The organism is Methylobacterium fujisawaense (genome assembly GCF_039619325.1).
Taxonomy (GTDB): domain Bacteria; phylum Pseudomonadota; class Alphaproteobacteria; order Rhizobiales; family Beijerinckiaceae; genus Methylobacterium; species Methylobacterium fujisawaense.
Genome location: NZ_CP155000.1, coordinates 5,481,076 through 5,506,835 on the forward strand (window position 1 = coordinate 5,481,076; position 25,760 = coordinate 5,506,835).

At 69.3% G+C, this 25,760-nt stretch carries 27 protein-coding genes; 15 read left to right on the forward strand and 12 right to left on the reverse strand.

The features are described 5' to 3' along the window. Positions 1 to 116: 116 nt before the first annotated feature. Positions 117 to 1,163 (forward strand): HD-GYP domain-containing protein, encoded by a 1,047-nt coding sequence (locus ABC766_RS25930; RefSeq protein ID WP_342141205.1) that lies wholly within the window; start codon positions 117 to 119, stop codon positions 1,161 to 1,163. A gap of 26 nt (positions 1,164 to 1,189) precedes the next feature. Here the strand turns inward: ABC766_RS25930 and ABC766_RS25935 are convergent, their stop codons facing one another. Continuing rightward, positions 1,190 to 2,092, reverse strand: coding sequence for a UDP-3-O-acyl N-acetylglycosamine deacetylase (locus ABC766_RS25935; RefSeq protein WP_345819809.1), 903 nt, complete (start codon positions 2,090 to 2,092; stop codon positions 1,190 to 1,192). A 244-nt stretch (positions 2,093 to 2,336) separates the two neighbouring features. Between ABC766_RS25935 and ABC766_RS25940 the strand changes: the two genes are divergently transcribed. From ABC766_RS25940 to ABC766_RS25955, 4 genes are all read left to right on the forward strand, one after another. Beyond that, positions 2,337 to 3,023, forward strand: a complete 687-nt coding sequence (locus tag ABC766_RS25940) for a Crp/Fnr family transcriptional regulator (RefSeq protein ID WP_043353212.1) — start codon at positions 2,337 to 2,339, stop codon at positions 3,021 to 3,023. Between the two features lie 4 nt (positions 3,024 to 3,027). Continuing rightward, entirely contained in the window at positions 3,028 to 4,086 is a 1,059-nt protein-coding gene (locus tag ABC766_RS25945; RefSeq protein ID WP_345819810.1) for an ABC transporter ATP-binding protein, read from the forward strand. 76 nt (positions 4,087 to 4,162) lie between these two features. After that, positions 4,163 to 5,065, forward strand: coding sequence for an ABC transporter permease (locus tag ABC766_RS25950; RefSeq protein ID WP_345822842.1), 903 nt, complete (start codon positions 4,163 to 4,165; stop codon positions 5,063 to 5,065). Continuing rightward, positions 5,062 to 5,835: an ABC transporter permease subunit gene (locus ABC766_RS25955; RefSeq protein WP_043353206.1), complete on the forward strand. Its 774-nt coding sequence runs from the start codon at positions 5,062 to 5,064 to the stop codon at positions 5,833 to 5,835. The genes ABC766_RS25950 and ABC766_RS25955 overlap by 4 nt, the downstream gene beginning before the upstream one ends. A gap of 6 nt (positions 5,836 to 5,841) precedes the next feature. Here the strand turns inward: ABC766_RS25955 and ABC766_RS25960 are convergent, their stop codons facing one another. Continuing rightward, positions 5,842 to 7,302, reverse strand: a complete 1,461-nt coding sequence (locus tag ABC766_RS25960; RefSeq protein ID WP_342141200.1) for a sodium:solute symporter — start codon at positions 7,300 to 7,302, stop codon at positions 5,842 to 5,844. Then, positions 7,299 to 7,502 (reverse strand): DUF3311 domain-containing protein, encoded by a 204-nt coding sequence (locus ABC766_RS25965; RefSeq protein ID WP_043353201.1) that lies wholly within the window; start codon positions 7,500 to 7,502, stop codon positions 7,299 to 7,301. The genes ABC766_RS25960 and ABC766_RS25965 overlap by 4 nt, the downstream gene beginning before the upstream one ends. 200 nt (positions 7,503 to 7,702) lie before the next feature. On the opposite strand from ABC766_RS25965, the gene ABC766_RS25970 reads away from it, so the two are divergent. After that, a complete protein-coding gene (locus ABC766_RS25970; protein ID WP_345819812.1) occupies positions 7,703 to 7,933 on the forward strand; it encodes a hypothetical protein in 231 nt (76 codons plus the stop codon). Positions 7,934 to 7,972: 39 nt separating this feature from the next. Here the strand turns inward: ABC766_RS25970 and ureG are convergent, their stop codons facing one another. From ureG to ABC766_RS26000, 6 genes are all read right to left on the reverse strand, one after another. Beyond that, positions 7,973 to 8,590, reverse strand: a complete 618-nt coding sequence (gene ureG / locus ABC766_RS25975; protein WP_043353197.1) for an urease accessory protein UreG — start codon at positions 8,588 to 8,590, stop codon at positions 7,973 to 7,975. Positions 8,591 to 8,599: 9 nt separating this feature from the next. Further along, positions 8,600 to 9,325 carry an urease accessory protein UreF gene (locus ABC766_RS25980; RefSeq protein WP_427902267.1) on the reverse strand — a complete coding sequence of 242 codons (726 nt, stop codon included), beginning with the start codon at positions 9,323 to 9,325 and terminating at the stop codon, positions 8,600 to 8,602. Beyond that, positions 9,276 to 9,773: an urease accessory protein UreE gene (locus tag ABC766_RS25985; protein WP_043353196.1), complete on the reverse strand. Its 498-nt coding sequence runs from the start codon at positions 9,771 to 9,773 to the stop codon at positions 9,276 to 9,278. Before ABC766_RS25985 ends, ABC766_RS25980 begins: the two co-directional genes overlap by 50 nt. A gap of 13 nt (positions 9,774 to 9,786) precedes the next feature. Continuing rightward, a complete protein-coding gene (ureC, locus tag ABC766_RS25990) occupies positions 9,787 to 11,514 on the reverse strand; it encodes an urease subunit alpha (RefSeq protein ID WP_342141197.1) in 1,728 nt (575 codons plus the stop codon). A gap of 2 nt (positions 11,515 to 11,516) precedes the next feature. Further along, the gene (locus ABC766_RS25995; RefSeq protein WP_051975955.1) at positions 11,517 to 12,137 is read right to left on the reverse strand and encodes an urease subunit gamma; all 621 of its coding nucleotides are present in this window, start codon (positions 12,135 to 12,137) and stop codon (positions 11,517 to 11,519) included. Positions 12,138 to 12,263: 126 nt separating this feature from the next. Beyond that, entirely contained in the window at positions 12,264 to 13,277 is a 1,014-nt protein-coding gene (locus tag ABC766_RS26000; protein WP_075380417.1) for a LysR family transcriptional regulator, read from the reverse strand. A 193-nt stretch (positions 13,278 to 13,470) separates the two neighbouring features. On the opposite strand from ABC766_RS26000, the gene ABC766_RS26005 reads away from it, so the two are divergent. From ABC766_RS26005 to ABC766_RS26015, 3 genes are read left to right on the forward strand one after another with little or no spacing between them, the layout of a single operon-like run. Continuing rightward, a complete protein-coding gene (locus ABC766_RS26005) occupies positions 13,471 to 14,628 on the forward strand; it encodes a GNAT family N-acetyltransferase (RefSeq protein ID WP_236961370.1) in 1,158 nt (385 codons plus the stop codon). Next, positions 14,625 to 15,239: a cysteine hydrolase family protein gene (locus ABC766_RS26010; RefSeq protein WP_043353190.1), complete on the forward strand. Its 615-nt coding sequence runs from the start codon at positions 14,625 to 14,627 to the stop codon at positions 15,237 to 15,239. The genes ABC766_RS26005 and ABC766_RS26010 overlap by 4 nt, the downstream gene beginning before the upstream one ends. Before the next feature lie 19 nt (positions 15,240 to 15,258). Next, positions 15,259 to 15,447 carry a hypothetical protein gene (locus ABC766_RS26015; RefSeq protein ID WP_345819813.1) on the forward strand — a complete coding sequence of 63 codons (189 nt, stop codon included), beginning with the start codon at positions 15,259 to 15,261 and terminating at the stop codon, positions 15,445 to 15,447. Here ABC766_RS26015 and ABC766_RS26020 read toward each other — a convergent pair whose 3' ends face one another. Both ABC766_RS26020 and ABC766_RS26025 read right to left on the reverse strand, forming a co-directional pair. Next, a complete protein-coding gene (locus ABC766_RS26020; RefSeq protein WP_043353187.1) occupies positions 15,448 to 15,627 on the reverse strand; it encodes a hypothetical protein in 180 nt (59 codons plus the stop codon). It lies immediately after the preceding gene. Positions 15,628 to 16,081: 454 nt separating this feature from the next. Then, positions 16,082 to 16,309 carry a hypothetical protein gene (locus ABC766_RS26025; protein WP_043353185.1) on the reverse strand — a complete coding sequence of 76 codons (228 nt, stop codon included), beginning with the start codon at positions 16,307 to 16,309 and terminating at the stop codon, positions 16,082 to 16,084. Between the two features lie 254 nt (positions 16,310 to 16,563). Between ABC766_RS26025 and ABC766_RS26030 the strand changes: the two genes are divergently transcribed. The 6 genes from ABC766_RS26030 (at position 16,564) to ABC766_RS26055 (ending at position 25,108) form a co-directional block, all read left to right on the forward strand. Next, positions 16,564 to 17,817 carry an efflux RND transporter periplasmic adaptor subunit gene (locus ABC766_RS26030; RefSeq protein WP_345819814.1) on the forward strand — a complete coding sequence of 418 codons (1,254 nt, stop codon included), beginning with the start codon at positions 16,564 to 16,566 and terminating at the stop codon, positions 17,815 to 17,817. Positions 17,818 to 17,866: 49 nt separating this feature from the next. After that, positions 17,867 to 21,031 carry an efflux RND transporter permease subunit gene (locus ABC766_RS26035; RefSeq protein ID WP_179696795.1) on the forward strand — a complete coding sequence of 1,055 codons (3,165 nt, stop codon included), beginning with the start codon at positions 17,867 to 17,869 and terminating at the stop codon, positions 21,029 to 21,031. Between the two features lie 154 nt (positions 21,032 to 21,185). Beyond that, positions 21,186 to 22,322, forward strand: a complete 1,137-nt coding sequence (locus tag ABC766_RS26040) for a CaiB/BaiF CoA-transferase family protein (protein WP_345819815.1) — start codon at positions 21,186 to 21,188, stop codon at positions 22,320 to 22,322. A gap of 42 nt (positions 22,323 to 22,364) precedes the next feature. Then, positions 22,365 to 23,114 (forward strand): glucose 1-dehydrogenase, encoded by a 750-nt coding sequence (locus tag ABC766_RS26045; protein WP_345819816.1) that lies wholly within the window; start codon positions 22,365 to 22,367, stop codon positions 23,112 to 23,114. Positions 23,115 to 23,124: 10 nt separating this feature from the next. Continuing rightward, on the forward strand, positions 23,125 to 24,273 hold the full coding sequence (locus ABC766_RS26050; RefSeq protein ID WP_345819817.1) for an acyl-CoA dehydrogenase family protein: 1,149 nt from the start codon (positions 23,125 to 23,127) through the stop codon (positions 24,271 to 24,273). Position 24,274: 1 nt separating this feature from the next. Then, a complete protein-coding gene (locus ABC766_RS26055; RefSeq protein ID WP_345819818.1) occupies positions 24,275 to 25,108 on the forward strand; it encodes an FAS1-like dehydratase domain-containing protein in 834 nt (277 codons plus the stop codon). Between the two features lie 171 nt (positions 25,109 to 25,279). Here ABC766_RS26055 and ABC766_RS26060 read toward each other — a convergent pair whose 3' ends face one another. Further along, positions 25,280 to 25,705, reverse strand: a complete 426-nt coding sequence (locus ABC766_RS26060) for an organic hydroperoxide resistance protein (protein WP_043357630.1) — start codon at positions 25,703 to 25,705, stop codon at positions 25,280 to 25,282. Positions 25,706 to 25,760 lie beyond the last annotated feature (55 nt).

The following is a 25,760-nucleotide window of genomic DNA, read 5'->3' on the forward strand; positions in this document are numbered from 1 at the left end:
TGAGCGACGTCTATCCAGATTTCGATAGGCCGATCATTGGTTAGAGTGCGCTCGCACACGTTGGACGCCCGGAACGAGGCGAGCGACGGGGGGAGTTGTTGGGCCAGACCCTGATCTTGACCGACGATCTCGAGCGGGGCGGGCGGCTCGCGCGCAACCTCGGCGGCGGCAGTTCCGTGATGTTGCACGACCTCTACGGCGACGCGGCCCCGCCATCGGGCGCCGCATTGATCATCAGCGACGTCAGCGCACTGACCTCCGAATCCGTCCGGCGCCTGCGTCAGGTCCTGTCCACGGTGCGGGCCCCTGGGGTCCCGTTTCTCGCCCTGATCCACGGCAATCTCGGGCGCGGCGAGATCCAGGCGACGGCTCTGGGGGCGACCCGGGTGATGGCGGCCTCCACGGCGAGCGCCCTGCTGCTGAATGCGGTCGCGACCCTGACCGACGGCGGGCCGGATACGCGATCCGCCCGCCGGTGGCGGCATCAGATCCATGAGGCACATGCGGCCTTCGTCAGCCTGTTCCGGGCCGATCAGGCGCCCCCGCCGGCGGTGGTCGAAAGCGGCGCCGACTTGGTCAATCAGGCCATCCGCGAGGCGAAGGTGCGCAACTGGCTCGACGTCGTCGCGAATTTCGACGACGTCACCCACCGCCACTGCCTGAGCGTGGCCGGGATCGCAGCCGAGTTCGCCCGTATTCTGGGGCTCAGCGAGGCCGATTCCCGGTATCTGGTCAAAGGGGCTCTGCTCCACGACATCGGCAAGGCCAAGATCCCGCTCGCCATCCTGAACAAGCCGGCACCGCTGACGCCCCTCGAGCGCAAGGAGATGGATCGTCACCCGGCGCTCGGTCACGCGATGCTGCTGACGGGCGATTATGACGCGCTGACCCTGTCGGTGGTCCGCTCGCATCACGAATATCTCGACGGTTCGGGCTATCCGGACGGCTTGCGCGGGTCGCAGATCCCGGATCTCGTCCGGCTGATCACCATTTGCGACATCTTCGCCGCGCTGATCGAGGCGCGCCCCTACAAGGCGCCGAAATCGGCCCCGGAGGCCTACGCCATCCTGAGGCAGATGACCGCGAAGCTCGATGTCGATCTGGTCCGAGCCTTCGGTGAGGTCGCGGCCGCCTGCGAACCCCCTCGACCTGCCTCCGCCTGAGGCCTCTTCCGGTCTGTCGGCCGCGCTCAAACGAGTTCCCAGGCCGAGCTGTCGCTCATCAGGGCCGCGACCAGTGCGTGGTTGAGTTCGTGTCCCGTGTGGAAGGCTGAGATGCGGCCCTCGATCGGGTGGCCCGCCAAAGCGAGATCGCCGACGAGATCGAGGATGCGGTGCCGCACCGGTTCATCGGGGACCCGCATCCCGCCGAGCACGTGCCCGCGCACGAGGAGCGCCGCCGAGCGGGGCGATACGCCCTGCAGGAAGTCCGTCCCCCGGACGAAGCCGTAGGCGCGCCCCGCCATGGCTCGCAGGTAGCGACCGAAGCTGCGCGCCGGCGCAATCTCCCGCTCGAAGCCTTCGGGCGTGATCGCACCCGACCAGTCGACCGACCCGAAATGCGCCAGCGCGAGGTGGCCGCTGATGTGGAGTCCGTCGCCGGGCTCGATCTGAAGCCGCCGCCGCCCGTTCTCGACCGCAACGGTCCGCAGCAGGCGGATGACCCGGCAGGGCAAGGTCTGCTCGCTCCGGCCCGCGGCCCGGATGGCCTCGCACCACGGCGTGGCGCTGCCGTCGAAGATCGGCAGCTCGTCCGCGTCGATCTCGGCCAGCACGTTGTCGATCCGCAAGGCGCTCAGCGATGCCATGAGGTGTTCGATCGTGCGGACGAGGACCCCCTCCTGCCGCACCGCCGAGGACAGCGGCTGCGATTCCCGAAGTCGCCAATCGGCCGGCACATCGACCGTGCGACCATCCCTCAGACGACGCCGAAAGACGATGCCATGGCCGGCCGGCGCCGGGCTGACGCGGACCGTGGCGTGTCGCCCCGAATGGAGGCTGCGTCCCGACCGCTCGAACGGATGAGACAAGGTCGCCTGAAGACGAGGGCCTGGAGAGGCTGTCGAGAGCGGGAATGGAACGTCTTGATGCATCGAGTCAGGCCGCCGCAGCGGGCAGGGAACCTAGCCCTCATGGGTGATCCACGCCAATAAACTCCTGTTCATCGGGACGCGGCTTGACCGTCCAGCCCGCGACCGTCACGATCATTATGCCCGATCGATCCAGCACCGCCCCGGCGGAGCGCGACGTCACTGTACGGGCTGCTCCCGTCCCCAGATCTGCTGGCTGGCCCCCGTCAGGGCAGGGACGGAGGCCGGAGTTGAGGGAACACGATCGATGGCGCGGTTGGGGACGATACCCTTCTTCAAGGATCCGGGCATTGAGCTCGGGCCCTACGAGCCCCGCTGCCACTGGCGCCGCTTCGACGAGAACGAGGTTCTGGTCGACTTCGACGACATCTCCACCGACGTGTACTTCATCGCCTCCGGCGAGGTCCGCATCCTGAACCGGACCCAGTCCGGCAAGGAGGTCATCCTGGGGGAGATGCGGGGCGGGGCCTTCTTCGGCGAGCTCGCCGCGATCGACGGGATCGGCCGCTCGGCCAACGTCACGGCGCTGACGCGCGGCGAGGTCTGCGTGGTGCCGGCCCCGGTGTTCCGCCAGATTGTCTTCGCGTCGGAGGCGATCGCCGACCGGCTGTTCCGGCTCCTGGCCAAGCGCGTGCGCGAGCTGAATACGCGGCTGATGGAGCACGCCCTGCTCGATCTCAAGCACCGGCTGTATGCCGAGCTGCTGCGCCTCTCCGTGCCGCGGGCCGGGGCGGGGGGCGAGCGGGTGGTGTCGCCCCCGCCCTATCACCACGTCCTCGCCGCCCGGATCGGTTGCCGGCGGGAGCAGGTGACCCGGGAATTCACCGCGATGGCCGCCGAGGGTCTGGTCGACCGCACCCGCGGCGCCCTCGTCCTGCGGCGGCCGGATCTCCTGGAAGCGCGCGTGGCCGAGGCGCTGCGCGAGGATTCCTGATCCGTTGTCCGGCCTGCCGGCGCCGCGCCTGCGGCTCGAGGAGCTGACCAAACGCTTCGGCACGCACCACGCCGTCGAGGCCGTGACGCTCGATCTCGAGGCGGGGGAATTCTTCTGCCTGCTCGGGCCGTCCGGCTGCGGGAAGAGCACCCTCCTGCGCATGATCGCGGGCTTCGAGAGACCGACCGCCGGGCGGATCCTGCTGGGGGAGGCCGATCTGACCGCGCTGCCGCCCCACCGGCGGCCGGTCAACATGATGTTCCAGTCCTATGCCCTGTTCCCGCACATGAGCGTGGCCGGCAATATCGGCTACGGTCTCAAGGGCCTCGGCCGCGCCGCCGCCGCTAACCGGGTGGCGGACCTGCTCCGGCTCGTGCGCCTCGACGGGTTCGGCGACCGCCGACCCGACACGCTCTCGGGCGGTCAGCGGCAGCGGGTCGCCCTGGCCCGGGCGCTGGCCCGGGAGCCGCAGCTGCTGCTCCTCGACGAGCCGCTCGGCGCCCTGGATCGCGGCCTGCGCGAGGAGACGCAGGGCGAGTTGCGCGCCGTCCAGCGGCGGCTCGGCACCGCCTTCATCGTCGTCACGCACGATCCCGAGGAGGCGATGATGCTTGCCGACCGGATCGGCGTCATGGAAGGCGGGCGCCTGATCCAGGTCGGACCTCCGGCGGAGCTCTACCGACGCCCGGCGAGCCGCTTCGTGGCCGGGCTGCTCGGCGACGTGAACCTCATCCCCGGCCGCCTCGGCGCGGGAGGGCCCGGCGGCGCCCGCGAAGTCGAGACCGCTTATGGCGCCGTGCAGGGCGTCGCGGCGGGCTCGTTGGAGACGGGGGCCGCCGTCGTGGTCGCCGTGCGGCCGGAGGACCTCGTTCTCGGCACGGAGGGGCTGCCGGTGGTGATCGCCGATTCCGTCTTTCTCGGAGACAGGCTGCGTCGGACCCTGCGCCTGCCCGACGGCACGACGCTGCGGGCGAGCGGGCGACCGACGGAGGCCGGGCAGGCGCTCGGATCGGTATCGCATGCCGGCTTCGCGGCCGAGGCCGCCGTGATCCTGCCCGCATGAGGCCCATCGCGCCGTCGGCCGACCCGCATGCCCGCCCGGGGCGGCGCGATCCGGGGGCCCGCCGGTGAGCGGCCTGATGCCGGCGCGGCTGTTCGATCGTCTGGTGCGGCTGCCACCCTTCCTCTGGCTGGCGGCGTTTTTCCTGCTGCCGTTCGCGATCACCCTCAAGATCAGCCTGTCGGAGCCGGCGACGGCGATTCCCCCCTATCTGCCGGTGCTCGACTGGCGGGCCGGCCTCGACGGCTGGTCGACCTTTCTCGAAGCCCTGAACTTCGACAATTACCTGACGCTCTACGCCGACCCGCTCTATCGGGACGCCGTCCTCGGCTCGCTGACCTACGCCGCCCTGGCCAGCCTGATCCTTGTCGCCCTGGGCACGCCGCTCGCCTACGCGCTGGCCCGCGCCCCCTCCCGATGGCAGCCGCTCCTCGTGGCGCTGGTGGTCGTGCCGTTCTGGACCAGCTTCCTGATCCGGGTCTACGCCTGGATCGCGATCCTCAAACCGGAGGGTCTGCTCAACCTCACGCTGATCCGGCTCGGGCTGATCGGCGAGCCGCTCACGATCCTCAACACCGACGCCGCGGTGATCATCGGCCTCGTCTACGCGTATCTGCCCTTCATGGTCCTGCCGCTCTACGCGGTGATGAACCGCCTCGACCCGACGCTGCGGGACGCCGCTGCGGATCTCGGCGCCTCGCCGACCCGGGTGTTCTGGACCGTGACCCTGCCGCTCAGCCTGCCCGGGATCGCGGCCGGCGCGGGCCTGTGCTTCATCCCGATGATCGGCGAATTCGTGATCCCGGACCTTCTCGGCGGCTCGGAAACCCTGATGCTCGGCCGGGTGCTCTGGACCGAGTTCTTCTCGAACCGCGACTGGCCCCTGGCCTCCGCGGTGGCGGTCCTGATCCTCTCCATCGTCATCGGCCCGGTGGTGCTGTTCCGGGACAGCCTGCGCGCGGGCGAGGGGGAGTCCCCGTGACCTGGGTCACCCGCACCGCCCTCGCGGCCGGCCTCGTCTTCCTCTACGCGCCGATCGTGGTGCTGATCGCCTACTCGTTCAACGCCTCGCCCCTGGTCACGGTCTGGGGCGGTTTTTCGACCCGCTGGTACGGTGCGCTGATGTCCGACGCGCCGCTCATCGCAGCCGCCTGGGTCTCTTTGAAGGTCGCGATCCTTGCGAGCCTGCTCGCCACGATCCTCGGCACCCTCGCAGCCCTGGTCCTCGAGCGGCAGGGCCGCTTCCGGGGACGGGCGCTGTTCACCGGCCTCGTCGTCGGACCGATCGTGATGCCGGAGGTGATGATCGGCCTCTCGCTCCTGCTGATGTTCATCGGGATCGGGCTGGACCGGGGCCTCCTCACGATCGTCATCGCCCACACGACGTTCTGCACGGGCTTCGTGGCGGTGGTGGTCGGGGCGCGCCTGCGCGGTCTCGATCGATCCCTGGAGGAAGCCGCGGCCGATCTCGGCGCGACGCCCGCGCGGGTGCTGATGACCGTCACCCTGCCGCTTCTGGCGCCCGCTCTGACCGCCGGGGCGCTCCTCGCCTTCACCCTGTCGCTCGACGACCTCGTCATCGCGAGCTTCGTGTCCGGCCCCGGCTCGACCACGCTGCCGATGCGGCTCTACAGCCAGGTCAGACTCGGGGTGAACCCGGAGATCAACGCGGCCTCGACCCTCCTGGTCGGGCTGGTGAGCGCCGCGGTGCTACTGGCATCCTGGCTCACGACCCGGCGCGGGCAGGCCTGAGGCCCGTCACTCAGCGGCCTGCGCGGCGGTCGCCCCGACGCGCAGCAGCTGTGCCACCGCGAGGGTGACCACGAGATTCACCATCAGTGCCACGATGCCGACATTCACGTCCTGGAGCGGTCCTAGGGCGGAGAGGCTGGACAGGCTGAACCCGCTCAGGACGGTCGCCGCCACGGTGGCGACGCCCGCGACGATGCCGGCCATCGCAGCGCGCCGATCGAGCGGGTTGCGCCGCATCAGGCTGGCGATGAAGCACGGGAAGAGCTGCGTGACGAAATTGTAGCCCATCAGCAGGAGCTGCACGATCGTGTCTCCGCCCGACAGGGTGAAGCCCACGCAGACCAGCGCCAGAACCGGCACCAGAATCTTGCACAGCCGGGCGGTGGCGGCATCGTCCATGCCGGGTCGCAGGGGCCGGACGAGGTTGTTGGCCACCAGGGTCACGCCGGCGATCAGGATCATCGATCCCGGGACCAGAGCGGTCAGCACGCCGGTGGCGCCGATGAGGCCGATGACCCAGGGCGGGAAGGTCGCGAGGGCGAGCTTGAACAGCGACAGATCGACATCCGGGCCGGTGAGGCCGGGCACCTGCATGACGGCCGTGAAGCCGATTACGAACACGAAGAGATTGATCAGCTGGTAGATCGGCAGGATCACGGCGTTCCGCCGGAAGGCGCCGGGCTCGCGCGCCGTGTAGAGCGACGCGAAGGTGTGCGGCCACATGTATCCGCCCAGGGCGGTGAGCAGGACCGTCGTGGTGAACCAGGTCGGGCTCTGGCCGCGATCGGGCAGCGCGAGGAAGCCGGGCTTCGCCGCCTCGATGGCCTGGAACAGCCCTCCATAGCCGCCGTAATAGTGCACCGGCAGGTAGATCCCGAGGAAGACCACCACGAACAGGATGCTGGTGTCCTTGATCACCGCCGTCCAGGCCGAGCCGTGGACGCCCGAGACGACCACGTAGACGGTGAGGGCGGCCGCCCCGATCCAGACCGCGGCGGTCGACGAAATGGCCCCGTAGGACGCTGTGGAGACGATGATCCCCAGGCCCTTGAACTGAAGCACGAGGTAGGGGACCAGCGCCACGATGCCCACCAGAGCCACCAGCATGCCGAGCGCCGGGCTTCGGTACTTGCGGGCGAAGAAATCGGGCTGCGTGTAGAGGCCGTTCTGCTTCGCGTAGCGCCAGACGGGCGGCAGCAGCCAATACGAGGTGACGTAGGCGAGCGTCAGGTAGCAGAGGATGTAGTAGGCCGGGCCGCCCTTGCCGTAGGCGATGCCGGACCCACCCAGGAACGTGAAGGTCGTGTAGATCTCGCCGGCCATCAGCAGGAAGACGAGGGTGGTGCCGAAGCCCCGGCCGCCCACCGTCCACTGTTCCAGGCCCATCTCACGGCCCAATCGTGCGTAGAGCCCGAGGCCGATCGCCAGCGCGAATCCGGCCGCCACGATGATGAGGGCGACGCTCATCGCGGATCCTCCGGGCTTCGGTTCTGGGGATCGGTGAGATAGATCACCGCCATCACCGCCGAGGTCCCGATCACGCAGAACACCAGCCAGGCGAGGAGCAGCGGCAGGCCGAGAACGAAGGGTTCGACCCGGTTCAGAAAGAACGGACCGATCAGGATGCCCAGAAAGGGCAGGGCGGCGAGCCACCGCAGATTTCGCATGCGCGATACCGTCCAGAAGGCCCCGATACCGCGGGTTGAATCAGTCGCGACGGGCTGTCAACCTGACGGAGCCAGCTCGATGCGCAGTCAGATCAATCTTACGTGTTGTGCGCTCGCGCACGCGGCCCCGGGTCCGGCACGCCTAATCTCGTGCGGCTTCGCGACGTTCGGCGTCGCCGATGCACGAGGGATCTCGCGCGATGAAACCGACCCTGACCATCGCCGCGCTGGCGGCGCTTCTCGCCGTTCCGACGATCCAGGCTGAGGCACGGCCGCGTCAGGCGGCCGCCAAGGTCCAGCCCAGCGCCGCACTTAAGGCGCGCCAGACCGTCATGAACGATTTCCACGCCCGCATGAGCCGCCTCGACGCGCTCATGGGTGTGCCGAAATCGTCGTCGGTTCGCGCCCGCTCCGCCGAAGCCGGGCGCTAGGGCCGAGCGCCGCCCGTTCGACGTGACCGGCTCATCGGTTCAGCGACCGAGACCGCCCGCCTCTTCGACGAAGCGCGCGACGGAATCCGCGCCCGCCCCTTCCCGCAAGGACGCGAACACGTAGGGCCGCGCGCCGCGCATCCGCTGCGTGTCGGATTCCATGACCGACAGGTCGGCGCCGACGAGGGGCGCGAGATCGGTCTTGTTGACGATCAGCAGATCCGAGCGCGTGATGCCCGGGCCGCCCTTGCGGGGGATCTTCTCGCCGCCGGCGACGTCGATGACGTAGAGGGTGATGTCGGCGAGTTCGGGCGAGAACGTCGCCGCGAGATTGTCGCCCCCGGATTCGATCAGGACCAGATCGAGCTTGGGGAACCGCCGGGTCATCTCGGCGACGGCGGCGAGGTTGATCGAAGCGTCCTCTCGGATCGCGGTGTGCGGGCAGCCGCCGGTCTCGACACCGAGAATGCGCTCCTCGGGGAGGGCGCCGGCTACGGTCAGGATGCGCGCATCCTCCTTCGTGTAGATGTCGTTGGTGATCGCACAGATCTCGTAGCGGTCGCGGAAGCGCTTGCAGAGCTGCTCCATCAGGGCGGTCTTGCCGGAGCCGACGGGACCGCCGATGCCGACGCGGAGGGGGCCGTTCGAGGAGGTCATGCTTCAGACTCAGGATCGGAAGATGCGGGAATATTGGGTCTCGTGCCGAAAGGAGCCGAGATCCAGGCGGAAGGTGGCGGCACCGAGGGCGTCGAGCCCCACCTCAGCGGCGGCGGCGGCCAGCGGCACGAGCCGCGGAGCAAGGGCGGCGATCACCCGCGTCCCGGCTGCCTGGCCAACGGGCGCCGCCCGCAGGGCCGCCGAGACGAGGTTCTGAAGGAAGGCGAGGCCGTAGGCGGCGAGAACCGGCGCCAGCGCCATGCGATGCGCCCCGGCGGCGAGCCCGACGGCGACCGGGTAGGCGACCGGACCCGGCAGTTCTTCGGAGAGCGCCGCAAGCGCCGGGCAGGGCCAGGCGCCGCGTGTCGCGTCGAGAAAGCTCCGCCCCTGCTGGCTCGTCTCGAGGTGCAGTTCCCGGGACGGGGCGAGGGCGAGCGCGAGATCGTTGACGGCGATGAGGCCGGCGCCGTCGGAGGCGCCTGCCGCCCGGTGGGCCTCGGCCGCGAGGATCAGGTCGTTGCGCAGGGCGCCGCGGGTGCAGACGTCCTCGAGCCACAGCGTCAGGCCGGCCTCGTCGCGGATATCTCCGGCTTCGACAGCCCATTCCAGGCCGTGCGAGTAGGCGTAGGCGCCCACCGGGTAACCCGGCGACAGCCACGCCATCAGACGCAGCGAATCCAGGGTTTCAGCCGCCGGCATGGTGGTGATGGTGGTGGCCGCCGTGGGAATGGTCATGCTCGTGGGCGTGGCCGCCGGAATAGGCACCGCCCTCGGGCCGGAACGGTCGCTCCACGGGCTCGGCGGTGCCGCCGAGACCGCGCACCATCTCGGCGAGCACATGGTCATCGGCGATCCACACCGCGTCCGCGCCGATCTCGGCGGGGATGTGCCGGTTGCCGATGTGCCAGATCAGGCGCTTGAGGGCATGGTCGTCCGGTGCGCGGATCTCCAGAAGGCGCTCCGGCGCCGCCTCGACCCAGACGAGGCGGCCGTCCTGTAGGACCAGGGCGTCGCCGTCCTCCAGCACGGCCGGCTCCGGCAGGTCGAGCAGGAAGCCCAGCCCGCCTGCGCCGCGCATGGCGACCCGGCGGCGATGCCGGTCGCCGTGATCGAGCACGACGCGGTCGACGATCTCGCCGCCGGACAGGGCGTCCCGGCGAAGGATGCGGGTGGCGCGAATCATCGGACGGGACCGCTCAGAACAGGAAGTAGCGCTGCGCCATGGGCAGCACCTCGGCGGGCTCGCAGACCAGCAGCTCGCCGTCGGCCCGGACGTCGTAGGTCTCGGGATCCACCTCGATCTCGGGCGTGGCGTCGTTGAGGATCATGCTTTTCTTCGAGATGCCGCCGCGCACATTCTCCACGGCCACCAGGTCCTTCTGGACGCCGAGCCGTTCCCGCAGGCCGTCCTCGACGGCGGCCTTGGAGACGAAGGTCAGGGCGGTGGCGAAGGGGACCCGACCGTAGGCACCGAACATCGGCCGGTAATGCACCGGCTGCGGCGTCGGGATCGAGGCGTTCGGGTCGCCCATGGGGGCGGCCGCGATGCTGCCGCCCTTCAGCACGAGATCGGGCTTCACCCCGAAGAAGGCCGGCGTCCAGAGGACGAGGTCGGCAAGCTTGCCGGGCTCCACCGAGCCGATGTGCCGGGAGATGCCGTGCGCGATGGCCGGGTTGATCGTGTATTTGGCGATGTAGCGGCGCGCCCGCAGGTTGTCGGTGCCGGAGGCATCCCCCGGCAGCGCGCCCCGCTGCCGCTTCATCTTGTCGGCGGTCTGCCACGTGCGGATGATGACCTCGCCGACCCGACCCATGGCCTGGCTGTCGGAGGACATCATCGAGAGCGCGCCGATATCGTGCAGGATGTCCTCGGCCGCGATGGTCTCGCGCCGGATCCGGCTCTCCGCGAAGGCGAGATCCTCGGGGATCGACGGGTCGAGGTGGTGGCAGACCATGAGCATGTCGAGATGCTCGTCGATCGTGTTCCACGTGTAGGGCCGCGTCGGGTTCGTGGACGACGGGAGCACGTTCGGCAGCCCGGCGACCTTGATGATGTCGGGGGCGTGGCCGCCGCCGGCGCCCTCGGTGTGGAAGGCGTGGATCGTCCGGCCCTTGAAGGCGGCGATCGTGTCCTCGACGAAGCCCGATTCGTTGAGCGTGTCGGTGTGGATCATGACCTGGATGTCGTGGGCATCGGCCACGGACAGGCAGGTGTCGATCGCCGCGGGCGTGGTGCCCCAATCCTCGTGCAGCTTCAGCGCGCAGGCACCCGCCCGCACCATCTCGACGAGGCTGTCCGGCCGGGACGCATTGCCCTTGCCGGCGAAGGCGAGATTCATCGGGAAGGCGTCGGCCGCCTCGATCATCCGGGCGATGTGCCAGGGGCCCGGGGTGCAAGTGGTGGCGAAGGTGCCGTGGGCCGGCCCGGTGCCGCCGCCGAGCATCGTGGTGATCCCCGAGCAGAGCGCCTCTTCGATCTGCTGCGGGCAGATGAAGTGGATGTGGCTGTCGAAGCCGCCCGCCGTCAGGATCTTGCCCTCGCCGGCGATGACCTCCGTGCCCGGGCCGACCACGATGTCGATTCCGGGCTGCACGTCCGGGTTGCCGGCCTTGCCGAGCTTGAAGATCCGGCCGCGGACGATTCCGACATCGCATTTCACGATGCCCCAATGGTCGAGGACCACGGCGTTGGTGATCACCGTGTCGACGGCGCCGTCGGCGTTGGTCGCCTGGCTCTGGCCCATGCCGTCGCGGATGACCTTGCCGCCGCCGAACTTCACCTCCTCGCCGTAGGTGGTGAAGTCGCGCTCGACCGTGATCTCCAGGCTGGTATCGGCGAGGCGGATACGGTCGCCGACCGTGGGGCCGAACATGTCGGCGTAGGCGGACCGGGGCAGGCTGGCGGGCTTGGGCGAATTGGCCATGGTCAGAGCTTGCCCATCACGTCGCCGCGGAAACCGTACACGGTGCGTCCGCCGGAGAGCGGCACCAGCGCGACCTCCCGCGTCGATCCCGGCTCGAAACGCACGGCGGTGCCCGGCGCGATGTCGAGGCGCTTGCCGCGGGCCTGCTCCCGCTCGAACACGAGGCCCGGATTGACTTCGAAGAAGTGATAGTGCGAGCCGACCTGGATCGGCCGGTCCCCGACATTGGCGACTTCGAGCACGGTCCGCTCGGCGTCTGCGTTGAAGACGATCTCGCCGGGCAGCGTCGTCACGGCCCCGGGGACGTCTGCCGAGGCCGTCCCCCGGATCGGGTGGTGCACGGTGACGAGCTTGGTCCCGTCCGGGAAGGTGGCCTCGACCTGGATGTCGTGGATCATCTCCGGCACGCCCTCCATGACCTGATCGCTGGTCAGCACTTTGGCGCCGGCCTGCATCAGATCGGCCACGGTGCGGCCGTCCCGGGCGCCCTCGACCACGAAATCGGTGATCAGCGCCACCGCCTCCGGGTGGTTGAGCTTCACGCCCCGTGCGAGGCGGTTGCGCGCCACCTGTGCCGCCATGGCGATCAGCAGCTTGTCCTTTTCGCGGGGTGTCAGCAGCACGGGCAACCTCGTCGTCGTGGCCGCCGGAGCAAGGATCATGCGCGTTGCGCGGTCAAGGCCAAGGCGGGCCCCGTGGAGACGCTTCGGGCCATCGACGGTCGGGGGCTGCTCAGGGCCCCGGCGACGTCACGACGTCATGGCGATGAACCCGGCGAACAGGTCCGGCAGGGGCTCGCCCTTGACGGCGCCCGGCAGGTCGCGGGGATGGATGAACTCGTCCCGGAACCAGGGATAGCGCTTCGGATCGAAGGACGCCCGCAGCCAGTCGATCGTCCGCCGCACGCGGCCGATCCGCTCCGCATCCGGGTGATAGGTCAGCCAGATGTCGACGCCGAAGCGGCCGAGATTGTCCACCGGGACGACCTGCGCGCCGATCGCGCTGGCATAGGTCGGCAGCAGGCCGATCCCGGCGCCCTTCGCGATCGCCCAGTAATACGCGCTGCTGACATTGATCTTCAGGGTGATCGGCACCGTCGCGGGAAAGCCCGGCACTGAGCGCACGTAATCCTCGAGGCGCATGGTCTGGCTGCCGTCCTGAACCACGATCCGGTGGCGCGCGAGATCCTCGGGGCGATCAGGAAGCCCATACGTCTCCACGTAGCTCCGCCCGGCATAGGGCACCATGTGGATCCGGCCGAGCTTGACGACGCGCAGGTCCGGGCTCGTCGGGCGCGTCAGCTGGATGGCAACGTCCGCTTCAAGCCGCAGGACGTCGGCGGATTCCATGGCGCAGCGCAGGTCGACGGTCAGGCGCGGATTGGCGCGCTGGAACTCGACGAGCCGCGGCGCGAGCCAGAACGCCCCCAGCCCCTCCGTCACCGCGATGCGGACCTCGCCGGTCTCGGCGAACGGAGCGACCTCGCCCGTGCGCACCAGGCTGAACGCCGCAGCCTCCATGCGGTTGGCCGCGTCCAGGATCGCCTGCCCCTCGGTGGTCAGACGGATCCCGTCGACATGCCGCGTCATCAGCGGGGCACCGATCAGGGCCTCGAGATCGCCGATCCGGCGACGCACCGAATTCACGGACAGGCCGAGCTTGGCGGCCGCCGATCGGAAGCTTCCGGACCGCTGGAGCGTCAGGAAGACTCGGATGCTCTGCCAGTCGGGCATCGAGCCCCGGCTTGCCTCCGTCTGTTCCATCGACGGAACACCCCTGTTTCAATTTTTGCACATACAGCCAGAGCGCTAGATGCGAAGTGCTGGACCGTCAATCCGAAACCGAATGACAGGTCATCCGATGACACTGCACATGGCTCGCGGCCAGTTCGTGGCGGGGGATACGGATCAACTTGGTCCAGCGTCAGTCACTGTGGAGCCGCGGCATGACCTGAGCATGTTGCGCGTCGATCGTATCGCCCGTCATCTCGTCGTATTCATGCCGGCGCCGGACGATCTCAGGCGCCTGATCGAAGATGCGCGTACAGATCTGCCGGATCTGGCACCCCTGCACGTCGTGCAGCGCGTGATGTCGATCAATCCGGACAGCGTCCTGGCGATTGCCCAGAAACACAAGTTCGATGCGGCACGTCCGCAGGGCGACGGCTTCGTCGCCTGCCTGATGCTGAATGCGGCCGGCCTGGCCGCGCTCAAGACGGGAACGCTCGATGCGTCGGATCCACCGGCCGCGATGCTGGCCGGTCAGCACGAACGTCCGGCCGGGATCTATGTCTGGGCGGTCTACGCGCGGCGGCGGCTTGCGGGTGGCGTCAGCCTCGTCTTCGACCGTCTGTCGAGCCCAACCTATCGCGGCGTCGATTTCTACGCCCGGGCGGCGACGCCCGAGGGCGCGGATCTGCTCACGACGCTCGGCTTCACGGTCCGCAAGACCGGCTGTGTGGACCTGTACCATTTCGCCCGCGGGCCGAAGACGGAGGCCGCACCGCTCTACGACAGCCACAAGCCGGGCGGGGCCGGCACCAGCGTCGCGGTCGCGCGGAACCTGGAGGATCTGTCCCGGGTCATCGCCCTGCGCGCCGCCGTCTACATGGCAGAGCAGGCCTGCCCCTACGAGGAGGAGTTCGACGGCAACGACCTCTCGGCAACGCACCTGATCGGCTATGTCGGGGACGAGCCGGCGGGCTGCCTGCGCATCCGGTTCTTCGCGGATTTCGCCAAGATCGAGCGCCTTGCGGTCCGGGCCGAGTTCCGCAACACCCGCTTGGCCTTCGCCCTGGTCCGGGCCGGCATCGAACTCGCGCGGGTGAAGGGCTACCGCCGGCTCTACGGCCACGCCCAGAAGCGCCTCGTCGGTTTCTGGAGCCGCTTCGGCTTCCGGATCTTCGACGGTGCGCAGGAACTGGTCTTCTCGGACTTCGACTACGTCGAGATGCTGATGGAGGCGGAGCCGCATCCGCAGGCCATCGGGCTCGGCGCCGACCCCTACGTCATCATCCGGCCGGAAGGACGCTGGCACCGGGCGGGAACCCTCGACCGGTCCCGCAGCCGGGCCGTGACGCGGCCCTCCGTGGACCGGACGGTGGCGGCGCGATGAACCGGCCGATCAATCCGGCGCTGTATCGCCGGCCCCGCAGCGTCCCGGTTCTGGTGCTGGTGGACATGCAGCAGGAATACGAGATCGCCGGGCGTCCGCTCGCCCTGTCGGGGATCGAGCCCGCGCTCCAAAACTGCCGCCGCGCCCTCGCGCATGCCCGCGCGAGCGGCATACAGGTGGCCTATGTCCGCTGGGTCGGGGCGCCGCTGTTCCAGGCGGGCAGCCGCTACGCCCGCTGGATCGAGGGGTTCGAGCCCCACGGCTGCGACATGATCTTCGACCGGGACCGCCCCTCCTGCTACGCGAGCCCCGCCTTCGCCGACGCGATGGAGCGCGGAAGCCCGCCCCTGGTCATGGCGGGCTTCGCCGCCGAATCCTCCTGCCTCGCGACGGCGGTCGACGGCTTCCACCGGGGTCAGGACGTGACCTTCCTGTCCGATGCCTCCGCCAGCCACGATCTGGAGGACATCGGCGCCGAAGAGATCCACCGGTCGGTGAGCGCGGTGATGCGGGTCTTCGGCGACGTCACGGACACGCAATCGTGGATCGCGACCTCCTCGCCGTTCAAGCCCATGCCAGCCGCCCCGAGATCGAGGCACGACAATGACTGACCGCGCCCAGAGCCACGGGATGCCGGACGACGACCCAGCGGGCGAAGAGGACGTGACCCTCCGTCTCGGCCGCCACGCGATCCAGCTGCTGCAGGCGGCGCGCGATGCCGGCGAGCCGAAGCTGATCGCACAGGCCGAAGCCATGGCGATGGCGGTCGGCTTCGTCCTGGCGAGCCGCATTCAGGACGGGATGCCGGAGACCGATTGATCAGTCGGTTCCGTCGTCTCCGCCGATCAGGCGCATGGCGCGCAGGCGTGCCATGCGCTCGTCCCGAGCGCGCCTGTCGGCCGCGAGGGCGCGCCAGAGGGCCAGAAGCTCGGTCTCGTGAGGCGTGTCGAGGGTTTCGTCGGCGTCGTGCGCCGTTCCGGCGTGATCGAAGGCGTCCATCTTCGTAGTCCTGCGCCTTGAGTTGCGTTGGGCTAACAGCACGGTATCGCGATCGTCCAGCCCGAAAGATGTGCAGAGCCTGTACAAGCCGCGTGGATCGTCACGCCCGGACGAATCCATAACCGGCAAACGAGCACCGGCGCCGAGGCAGCGCGCCGTCCCATTCGACTGCCGGGACCTGCCAGCACCGCCGAGGCACCAATATTGTGCAGGGCTGGATCAAGGGCCTTTTTTCGGCAAAGCGCGGCGTCGAATCCTGCCGCAGGACTGATCGATGACTCGGCACACCGGCGTCTGACTTCAAGGGCCGACCGAGCGGCGCATATCCGATCCCGGGAAGGCCGAGCAAAGAGCTCAGAAACATCCCGGACATCGAACTGTGGCAGTGCCGGACAACAGCATTCCGGACGAGGCGCCCGGAACGGATTTTCCGACGATGCGGATCCGGGTCGCGTCAGGTCCGGGATTGCGTGAGCGCGGCGATGATGGATTCGACCACTTCGATCTGCTCCTGCACGGCGACCAGCCGCGGACCGGCATCGGCGCCGTCACCCAGTACGAACGTGCCTTTCCGGCGCCGCGCGTCGCGCAGTTTCCGCACCGATGCGACGATGATCTGCCGTTCCTCGATCAGCGCATCGCGCAGCTCGTTCAGGCCATCCAGTTCCAGCGTCGAGGCCATGCGGCGTCCCGGTCTCACATCCTCGGCGCGGCATCGGCGGATGTTCCGCGCCGCCGCACCAGGCACGGATCGTCCGGACGGGGTGTCGGACGGCGTGACGCTACCCTCTGCCGTCGGCGCTTGCACGCTTTACGTCGGGGAACTTTGCCGTGATCGGCTGGACGCCACGATGTCCGGAACGCGGATTGTATGCTAATGGATGCAAAATCTTCCGGCTGTGCGGAGCTTTCGGGCCAAGGGGCGGATGACGGCGCATGCTGAATGAGGACGTGCGTGAGCGCGACACTTTTCGATCGGACGCGCCGGTGACGCGCACGGACGACGACGGCGTCCATCGACCGGCGCCGGGCCCCGCATCGAGACGCTCCGGCGCGGCCGGTCTGGGCCTGCTCCTCCTCGCCATCACGGGCGGCGCCGCCTACGGCTACACGTATCTGAACCGGCCCGTCGCGAAACCTGTGGCGGCGGCGGCGCTTCCTATGCCCGTCACCCTCGGGACGGTCGAGCAGGGTCCGTTCGCCCTGGTCTCGAACGGCCTGGGCACCGTGCAGGCGTACAACACCGTCCAGGTCCGCACGCGGGTCGACGGCGAGATCCAGCAGGTGGCGTTCCGGGAGGGACAGACCGTCCACAAGGACGATGTCCTCGTGCAGATCGACCCGCGGCCCTATCAGGCGGCGCTCGCTCAGGCGAAGGCCAAGAAGGAACAGGACACGGCCAATCTCGGCAACGCCAAAGCCGACCTCGTCCGCTACACCGGACTGGGCGCCTACGCCTCCCGGCAGCAGACCGAGACGCAGACCGCCCTGGTCGCCCAGCTCACCGCGCAGGTGGCGTCCGATCAGGCGGCCATCGACAACGCCACGACGCAGCTCGGCTACGCGACGGTCCGCGCGCCCATCGACGGCGTCACCGGCTTCCGGCAGGTCGATATCGGCAATATCGTCAACGCGGCGGGGCAGACCCCGATCGTCACGATCACGCAGGTGGAGCCGATCTTCGTCGTCTTCACGGCGCCGGAGGATCAGTTGCCCGCGATCGCCGCAGCCCTGCGCAAGGGCGACGTCCCGGTGGAAGCCTGGAGTTCGGACGGGCTGACGAAGCTCGCGGACGGCAAGCTCGCCCTGTTCAACAACCAAGTCGACACGGCGACCGGCACGATCCGCCTCAAGGCCGTTTTCGAGAACAAGATCCACGCCCTGTGGCCGGGCCTGTCGGTCTCCACCAAGATGCGGGTCGGCACGGTCGCCGTCGCCATGACCGTACCGGACAATGCCGTCCAGCACGGTCCCGACGGCCTGTTCGTCTTCTCGGTGGATGACGGAAACCACGCCCATCAGCGCGCTCTGAAAGCGGGGCGCTCCGATTCCGGGCGGACCCGGATCCTCAGCGGCGATCTGCAGCCCGGCGAGCGGGTGATCGTCGCCGGTCAGTACAAGGTTCAGGACGGCAGCCTCGTGGGTGACCCGCACGCCGCCCACACCGCGCAGGCGGAGGCGGTGCGTTGAGGCTGAGCGAGGCGGCGATGACGAGAGCAGTTCAGCGCGAGGCCGAGCGGTGAAAGGCGGCATCTCGGCACCCTTCATCCGGTTTCCGGTGGCGACCACGCTGATCATGGTCGGCATCCTGTTCCTCGGGGTGGTGGCCTATCCGCTGCTGGGCGTCGCACCGCTGCCGCAGGTCGATTTCCCGACGATTCAGGTGACCGCGCAGCTCCCCGGCGCGAGCCCGGAGACGATGGCCTCGTCGGTGGCGCAGCCGCTGGAGCGGCAGTTCTCGCAGATCCCGGGTGTGGCGCAGATGACCTCGACGAGTTCCCTCGGGATCTCGACGGTCACGGTCCAGTTCGATCTCAACCGCAACATCGACGGCGCGGCGAGCGACATCCAGGCGGCGATCAACGCCGCCAGCGGCCAGCTTCCGAAGAACCTGCCGACCCCGCCGACCTACCGCAAGGTCAATCCGGCCGACTCGCCGATCCTGCTGCTCTCGGCCACCTCCGACAGCCTGCCGCTGATCGATGTGGACGACGCGGTCGACGTGCAGCTGGCCCAGCGGATCAGCCAGATCTCCGGCGTCGCCCAGGTCTTCATCGGCGGCCAGCAGAAGCCGGCGGTCCGCGTCCAGATCGATCCGGCCAAGCTCGTGGCCAAGGGCCTGTCCCTGGAGGACGTGCGCGCGCAGCTCACGCTGACCACCGTCAACAACCCCAAGGGCAGCATCGACGGCGGCAGCCACAGCTACACGATCTACGCCAACGACCAGCTCACTGCGGCGCAGAACTGGAACGACGTCATCATCGCCTATCGCGACGGCGCGCCGCTGCGCGTGCGCGACATCGGCCAAGCCGTCGCCGGCCCCGAGGATACCAAGCAGGCCGGCTGGACCAACGGCCGGCGCGGCATCTTCCTCGTCGTGTTCAAGCAGCCCGGCGCCAACGTCATCGACACGGTGGACAGCATCAAGGCGCAGCTGCCGCGCCTGACCGCCACCCTGCCGGCCGCCATCAAGGTCGGCATCCTCAGCGACCGCACCCAGACCATCCGCGCCTCGGTCGAGGACGTGCAATTCACCCTGATGCTGACGATCGTGCTGGTCGTCGGGGTGATCTTCGTCTTCCTGCGCAGCTTCTGGGCGACGGTGATCCCGAGCGTGACGGTGCCGCTCGCGCTGCTCGGCGCCTGCGCGCTCATGTGGATGGCGGGCTACACCCTCGACAACCTCTCGCTGATGGCGCTCACCATCTCGGTGGGCTTCGTGGTGGACGACGCCATCGTCGTGCTCGAAAACATCAGCCGCTACGTCGAGGCGGGGATGCGGCCCATGGAGGCCGCGTTCAAGGGCGCGGGCGAGATCGGCTTCACCATCGTGTCGATCTCGGTGTCGCTGATCGCGGTGCTGATCCCGCTGCTGCTCATGGGCGGGATCATCGGCCGGCTGTTCCGCGAGTTCGCCGTGGTGCTGTCGATGACGATCGCGGTCTCGGCCTTCGTGTCGCTGACGCTGACCCCGATGATGGCCTCGCGGCTTCTCAAGCCACACGACGGCGAGCGCCATGGCCGCCTCTACCGGATCAGCGAGGCCGCGTTCGACGGGCTGCTTGCAGTCTACGCCGATGCCCTCGACGTGGCTCTGCGGTTCCGCCGCGTCACGCTCTTGGTGTTCTTCGCCACGCTGGCACTGACGGGCTACCTGTTCGTCGCGATCCCGAAGGGTTTCTTCCCGCAGCAGGACACCGGCTTCATGATCGGCGTCACCGAGGCGTCGCAGGACATCTCGTTCTCGGCGATGCAGGCGCTGCAGGAGAAGGTCGGCGCCATCGTCCAGGCCGATCCGGCGGTGGCGACCGTCGGCATGTCCCTCGGCGGCAACGGCCAGGCGCTCAATTCCGGGCGCATGTACATCACGCTCAAGCCGCGCGACGAGCGCGACGCCAATGCCTTCCAGGTGATCGGCCGCCTGCGGCCGAAACTCGAGCGCGTGGAGGGCATCCGGACCTTCATCCAGGCCACCCAGGACGTGCGCACCGGAGGCCGCACCTCGCGGACCCAGTTCGAGTACACGCTCCAGGATCCGGATCTCGCCGAGCTGAACGCCTGGGCGCCGCGCATCCTCGACACGCTGAAGACCCTGCCGGAGCTGCGCGACGTCGCCACCGACCAGCAGACCCGCGGTACGACGCTGACGCTGTCGATCGACCGCGACGCCGCCTCGCGCTACGGCATCACGCCTCAGCTGATCGACGACACGCTCTACGACGCGTTCGGCCAGCGCCAGATCGCCCAGTACTTCACGCAGCTGAACAGCTACCACGTCGTGCTGGAGGTTCTGCCGGCGCTGCAGGGCAGCGTCGAGAGCCTCGACAGGATCTACATCAAGGCGCCGATCGGGGGCGGGCAAGTACCGCTGGCGGCCTTCGCCCACTGGACGACCGTTCCGGTGGCGCCGCTCGCCGTGAACCACCAGGGCCAGTTCCCGGCGGTGACGATCAGCTTCAACCTCGCTCCCGACGTGGCACTGGGCCAAGCGACCGAGGCGATCGGCCGGGCGATGCGGGAGCTGCAGGTGCCGCCGACCGTGGTGAGCGGCTTCCAGGGTACCGCCCAGGCCTTCCAGCAATCGCTCTCGACGGTGCCGCTCCTGATCCTGGCGGCGCTGTTCGTGGTCTACCTGATCCTCGGCATCCTCTACGAGAGCTTCATCCACCCGATCACGATCCTGTCGACCCTGCCGTCGGCCGGCGTCGGCGCCCTGGCGGTGCTGATGTGGGCGGGATTCGACTTCAGCCTGATCGCGCTGATCGGCATCATCCTCCTCATCGGCATCGTGAAGAAGAACGGCATCATGCTGGTCGACTTCGCCATCGTCGCCGAGCGCGAGGAGGGGCTCACCCCCGAGGCCGCGATCCGGAAGGCCGCGCTGCTGCGCTTCCGGCCGATCCTGATGACCACGATGGCGGCACTCCTCGGCGGCATCCCGCTGATGGTCGCCACCGGCACCGGTTCCGAGATCCGGCAGCCCCTGGGCTACGCCATGGTGGGCGGCCTCGCGGTGAGCCAGGTGCTGACGCTGTTCACGACGCCGGTGATCTACATCTATCTCGACCGGCTGGCCCACCGCCTGTCCTTCCGCGACCGGCCGGAGGCGACGCAGGTCGCCCGCGCGGACGCGGAGCCGGTGGAGGAGGTCCGCGGACCGCCCACGCTGCACGCAGCCGAGTAGGCTCGACCGCCGGCCTCGCCGGCACCGTATGAAAGCCCGGCCGGAGGCCCACGACCGGGCAGCCCTGTCACCGCCGCCCGCTTGGCGGAGCCTCCGGCCGTTCCACTTGTTCCGGCTCCAGCCTCGCGGGGCGGCGCAAAGACGAAGGGTGCGGATGAGCCAGAACCTGCCGTTGCGAGGGCTCACCGTGCTCGCCCTGGAGCAGGCCGTCGCCGCCCCCTATTGCACTTCGCGGCTCGCCGATGCCGGCGCCCGGGTCATCAAGATCGAGCGGCCGGAAGGCGATTTCGCTCGCGGCTATGACGCGGCGGTCGACGGCCTGGCGAGCTACTTCGTCTGGCTCAACCGCGGCAAGGAGAGCCTCGTCGCCGACATCAAGGACCCGGCCGATGCCCGGCTCCTGCACGCGATCCTCGCGCGGGCCGACGTGTTCGTGCAGAACCTCGCCCCCGGCGCCGCGGCGCGCGCGGGCTTCGGATCGGCGGAGCTGCGTGCACGCAATCCCCGGCTGATCACCGTCGACATCTCGGGCTACGGTGCCGGCAACCCGTACAGCGACATGAAGGCCTACGACCTGCTGGTCCAGGCGGAGAGCGGGCTCGCCGGCATCACCGGCCATCCGGCGGGACCCGGCCGGGTCGGCGTGTCCGTCTGCGACGTCGCCTGCGGCATGGATGCCCATGCGGCCGTCCTGGAGGCTCTGATCGCCCGGGGCATCTCCGGGCAGGGCTGCGCCCTGGAGGTCAGCCTGTTCAGCGCCGCCGCCGACTGGATGAACGTGCCGCTGCTCTATTTCGAGGGAACCGGGCAGGCGCCGCAGCGGGTCGGCCTCGCCCATCCCTCGATCTGTCCCTATGGCGCCTTCCCCACGGCCGACGGCAGCCTCGTGCTGATCTCGATCCAGAACGAGCGCGAATGGGCGCGCTTTTGTGCTGGCGTGCTCGGGGAGCCGGATCTCGCCCGCGCCGAAGGCTTCGCGTCCAACAACGCCCGGGTCGCCAACCGCGCCGCCGTCGACCTGCGCATCGGCGCCGAGCTGGTGCGGCTGAGCCGCGACGCCGCCGCCGCCCGGCTGGAGGCCGCCGGCACCGCCTACGGCTTCGTCAACACGCTTGCGGACCTCGTCACCCACCCGGCGCTGATCCGCACGGAGGTCGGGACACCCGCCGGATCCGCCCGCATCGTCGCGCCGCCGGTGCTGGTCGACGGGCAGATCCGCGCCCTCGGCCCCGTCCCGGCGATCGACGCGCACGGCGCGCGTATCCGGGCCGAGTTCGCGCCCGGCACCTGAGGACCTAGAGATCGACACCGAACGACACGCGGGGAGGACACGATGAGGCTCGACGGCAAGATCGCGCTCGTGACGGGCGCCGGCAGCGGCTTTGGAGCGGGGATCGCCCAGCGTTTCGTCGCCGAGGGGGCGAAGGTCGCCTGCATCGACATCGACGGCGCGGCCGCCGCGCGGGTCGCGGCGGATCTGGGCGACAACGCCATCGCCATCGCTGCAGATGTCGGCCTCGCCGCCGATGTCATCGCCAGCGTCGACGAGACACGGCAGCGCTTCGGTCTGCCGAACATCCTGGTCAACAACGCCGGCACCACACACCGCAACAAGCCGCTGATGGAGGTCACCGAAGAAGACTTCGACCGGGTCTTCCGGGTCAACGTGAAGTCGATCTTTCACTACGTCCGGAAGGTCGCCCCGCTCATGCGCGATGCGGGCGGCGGCGTTATCCTGAACGTCAGTTCGACGGCGGCTCTGCGGCCGCGGCCGGGTCTGACGTGGTACAACGCCTCCAAGGGCGCGGCGAGCCTCGCCTCGAAGTCCCTGGCGCTCGAACTGGCGCCCTGGAAGATCCGGGTGAACGCCCTCTGCCCGGTCATGGGCGCCACCGGGCTCCTCGAGCATTTCATGGGCGTGCCCGATACCCCCGAAAACCGCGACCGGTTCATCGCCACGATCCCGCTCGGCCGCCTGTCCCAGGCGAGCGACATCGCGTCGGCCGCCCTGTTCCTCGCCTCCGACGAGGCGGCCTTCATCACCGGCGTCGATCTGCCGGTCGATGGCGGCCGCACGGCCTGAGGAGATGTCGATGGAAGCCTATACCGAGATCCGCGAGGCGGTCGCCAAGCTCTGCGCCGGCTTCCCGGGCCCGTACTGGCGGGCCCTCGACCGGGAGATGGCCTACCCGACCGCGTTCGTGAACGCGCTCACCGAGAGCGGCTACCTGTCTGTTCTGATCCCCGAGGCGTATGGCGGCTCCGGCCTGCCGCTCTCGGCCGCGGCCGCGATCCTGGAGGAGGTCCAGCGGGCCGGCTGCAACGGGGGCGCATGCCACGCGCAGATGTACACGATGGGCACGCTCCTCCGGCACGGCTCCGCGGCGCAGAAGGCCGAATATCTCCCGGCCCTCGCGGAAGGACGCCTGCGGCTCCAGGCCTTCGGCGTAACCGAGCCCACCTCCGGCACCGACACCGGCAGCCTCAAGACCACGGCGCGCCTGGAGGGCGACCACTACGTCGTCAACGGCCAGAAGATCTGGACCAGCCGTGCCGAACATTCGGACCTGATGCTGCTTCTGGCGCGCACGTCGCCCAGGACCGAGGGCATGAAACGCACCGACGGCCTGTCGGTGCTCCTCGTCGACATGCGGGAGGCCAGGGGCAACGGCCTCACCATCCGGCCGATCCGCACGATGATGAACCATGCCACCACGGAGGTGTTCTTCGACAACCTCCGGGTGCCGGCCCAGAATCTCATCGGCGCGGAGGGCAAGGGATTCCGCTACATCCTGTCGGGCATGAACGCCGAGCGGATCCTGATCGCCGCCGAATGCATCGGCGACGCCAAGTGGTTCATCGAGAAGGCACGAATCTATGCCGGCGAGCGCTCGGTCTTCGGCCGTCCGATCGGTGCCAATCAGGGCGTGCAGTTCCCGATCGCCAAGGCCTACGCCAACATGCGCGCGGCCGAGCTGATGGTCCGGGAGGCGCTGGCCCTCTACGAGGGCGGCGCGAATCCGGGAGCCGAGGCCAACATGGCCAAGATGCTCGCGGCCGACGCCTCGTTCGAGGCCGCCAACGCCTGCATCCAGACCCATGGCGGCTTCGGCTTCGCCGAGGAATACGACATCGAGCGGAAGTTCCGCGAGACCCGCCTCTACCAGGTGGCGCCGATCTCCACGAACCTGATCCTCGCCTACCTGTCCGAGCATGTGCTCGGCCTGCCGCGTTCGTACTGACATGACCGATTTCGCCGCCTGGATCGGCCGGACGCGCGAGGCCTCCGACCTCGTCACCCCACGCCTGATAGCCGAGTTCCGCGCGACCCTCGGGCCGCATCTCGCCCCGGTCGCCGACGGCATCGCGTGGCCGGCGCTGCACTGGTGTCTCGCCCCGGAGACGCCGGCCGCCGACGCCCTCGGGCCGGACGGCCACGTCGCGAAGGGCGGGTTCCTCCCGCCCGTGCCGCTGCCCCGGCGGATGTGGGCGGGCGGACAGATCGAGACCCTTTCGGATCTGCGCGCGGGAGACGCGGTCACCCGCACCGAGACGGTACGGGACGTCGCCTTCAAGGACGGGCGAAGCGGAAGCCTGTGCTTCGTCACCGTCGAGCACGCCGTCGCCACGGGACGGGGCGTCGCGATCCGTGAACGGCAGGACATCGTCTATCGCGAGGCGGCCGGGGCGCAGACCGGAACCGATGCCGCGCCCGAACGCGACGATCCCGATGACTACGCGGCAATCTGGGCAGTGCCCGCGACGCCGACGCTGCTGTTCCGCTATTCGGCGATGACCTTCAACGGCCACCGCTTCCACTACGATCAGCCCTACGCGACGCAGGTGGAGGGTTATGCCGATCTCGTCGTCCACGGCCCGATGCAGGCCACGCTGCTGATGAACCTCGCAGCCACGCTCCTGGGACACGTGCCGCGGACGTTCATCTATCGCGGCGTCTCGCCGATGACGGCCAACCAGACCTTTCGCGTCTGCGGCCGAACCCGCGGGTCCGGGTTCGAGGGTGTGACCCTCGATGCAGCAGGGAAGGTCTGCATGCGGGCCCGCGCCGACGTGTGAGATCCGGCGCGCGAGGTCAGTCAGAGGGCGGCCTCGTCCGGCACGGATTGCGGGCCGGCGCCATCAGCGTACGCGTCGCGGCGCCACGACGGCACGGCATCGACCCGCGGATCGAGCCCGCGGGTGGTGCGACGGCGGGCCTCGCAGACGCGAAACCCGCCGGACACCGTCTTAGGCCAGCTTCAGACCGACGTTGACATTGCCGCGGGTCGCGTTGGAGTACGGGCAGACCTGGTGAGCGGCGTCCACAAGCTTCTGCGCGTCCGCGCGGTCGAGGCCCGGCAGGCTGATCGTGAGATCGGCGGTGATGCCGAAACCGCCTTCGGAGCGCGGACCGATGCCGACGTCAGCCGTGACGCTGGTATCGGCCGGGACCTTGAGCTGCAGCGACGGGGCCACGGCCTTCATGGCGCCGAGGAAGCAGGCCGAGTAGCCGGAGGCGAAGAGCTGCTCCGGGTTCGCGCCCGGGCCACCCGCGCCACCGAGCTCCTTCGGCGTCGACAGCTTGACCTCGAAGCTGCCGTCGGCCGTGCGGGCGGCGCCGTCGCGGCCACCGGTGGCGGTGGCGGTGGTGCGATACTTCACATCTACGGACATAGCGATCTCCGGTTGGAGGAAGAAAGTCGGCATGTAGGCGCCGGCGGGCCTTCGC

What these genes read in the sequence shown, in the direction of transcription:
- ABC766_RS25935 (WP_345819809.1), bottom strand. Translation starts at nt 2,092, where the DNA reads ATGCATCAAGACGTTCCATTCCCGCTCTCGACAGCCTCTCCAGGCCCT.
- ABC766_RS25940 (WP_043353212.1), top strand. Translation starts at nt 2,337, where the DNA reads ATGGCGCGGTTGGGGACGATACCCTTCTTCAAGGATCCGGGCATTGAG.
- ABC766_RS25950 (WP_345822842.1), top strand. Translation starts at nt 4,163, where the DNA reads ATGCCGGCGCGGCTGTTCGATCGTCTGGTGCGGCTGCCACCCTTCCTC.
- ABC766_RS25960 (WP_342141200.1), bottom strand. Translation starts at nt 7,302, where the DNA reads ATGAGCGTCGCCCTCATCATCGTGGCGGCCGGATTCGCGCTGGCGATC.
- ABC766_RS25965 (WP_043353201.1), bottom strand. Translation starts at nt 7,502, where the DNA reads ATGCGAAATCTGCGGTGGCTCGCCGCCCTGCCCTTTCTGGGCATCCTG.
- ABC766_RS25970 (WP_345819812.1), top strand. Translation starts at nt 7,703, where the DNA reads ATGAAACCGACCCTGACCATCGCCGCGCTGGCGGCGCTTCTCGCCGTT.
- ureG (WP_043353197.1), bottom strand. Translation starts at nt 8,590, where the DNA reads ATGACCTCCTCGAACGGCCCCCTCCGCGTCGGCATCGGCGGTCCCGTC.
- ABC766_RS25980 (WP_427902267.1), bottom strand. Translation starts at nt 9,325, where the DNA reads ATGACCATTCCCACGGCGGCCACCACCATCACCACCATGCCGGCGGCT.
- ABC766_RS25985 (WP_043353196.1), bottom strand. Translation starts at nt 9,773, where the DNA reads ATGATTCGCGCCACCCGCATCCTTCGCCGGGACGCCCTGTCCGGCGGC.
- ureC (WP_342141197.1), bottom strand. Translation starts at nt 11,514, where the DNA reads ATGGCCAATTCGCCCAAGCCCGCCAGCCTGCCCCGGTCCGCCTACGCC.
- ABC766_RS26000 (WP_075380417.1), bottom strand. Translation starts at nt 13,277, where the DNA reads ATGGAACAGACGGAGGCAAGCCGGGGCTCGATGCCCGACTGGCAGAGC.
- ABC766_RS26005 (WP_236961370.1), top strand. Translation starts at nt 13,471, where the DNA reads ATGTTGCGCGTCGATCGTATCGCCCGTCATCTCGTCGTATTCATGCCG.
- ABC766_RS26010 (WP_043353190.1), top strand. Translation starts at nt 14,625, where the DNA reads ATGAACCGGCCGATCAATCCGGCGCTGTATCGCCGGCCCCGCAGCGTC.
- ABC766_RS26015 (WP_345819813.1), top strand. Translation starts at nt 15,259, where the DNA reads ATGCCGGACGACGACCCAGCGGGCGAAGAGGACGTGACCCTCCGTCTC.
- ABC766_RS26020 (WP_043353187.1), bottom strand. Translation starts at nt 15,627, where the DNA reads ATGGACGCCTTCGATCACGCCGGAACGGCGCACGACGCCGACGAAACC.
- ABC766_RS26025 (WP_043353185.1), bottom strand. Translation starts at nt 16,309, where the DNA reads ATGGCCTCGACGCTGGAACTGGATGGCCTGAACGAGCTGCGCGATGCG.
- ABC766_RS26030 (WP_345819814.1), top strand. Translation starts at nt 16,564, where the DNA reads ATGCTGAATGAGGACGTGCGTGAGCGCGACACTTTTCGATCGGACGCG.
- ABC766_RS26040 (WP_345819815.1), top strand. Translation starts at nt 21,186, where the DNA reads ATGAGCCAGAACCTGCCGTTGCGAGGGCTCACCGTGCTCGCCCTGGAG.
- ABC766_RS26045 (WP_345819816.1), top strand. Translation starts at nt 22,365, where the DNA reads ATGAGGCTCGACGGCAAGATCGCGCTCGTGACGGGCGCCGGCAGCGGC.
- ABC766_RS26050 (WP_345819817.1), top strand. Translation starts at nt 23,125, where the DNA reads ATGGAAGCCTATACCGAGATCCGCGAGGCGGTCGCCAAGCTCTGCGCC.
- ABC766_RS26055 (WP_345819818.1), top strand. Translation starts at nt 24,275, where the DNA reads ATGACCGATTTCGCCGCCTGGATCGGCCGGACGCGCGAGGCCTCCGAC.
- ABC766_RS26060 (WP_043357630.1), bottom strand. Translation starts at nt 25,705, where the DNA reads ATGTCCGTAGATGTGAAGTATCGCACCACCGCCACCGCCACCGGTGGC.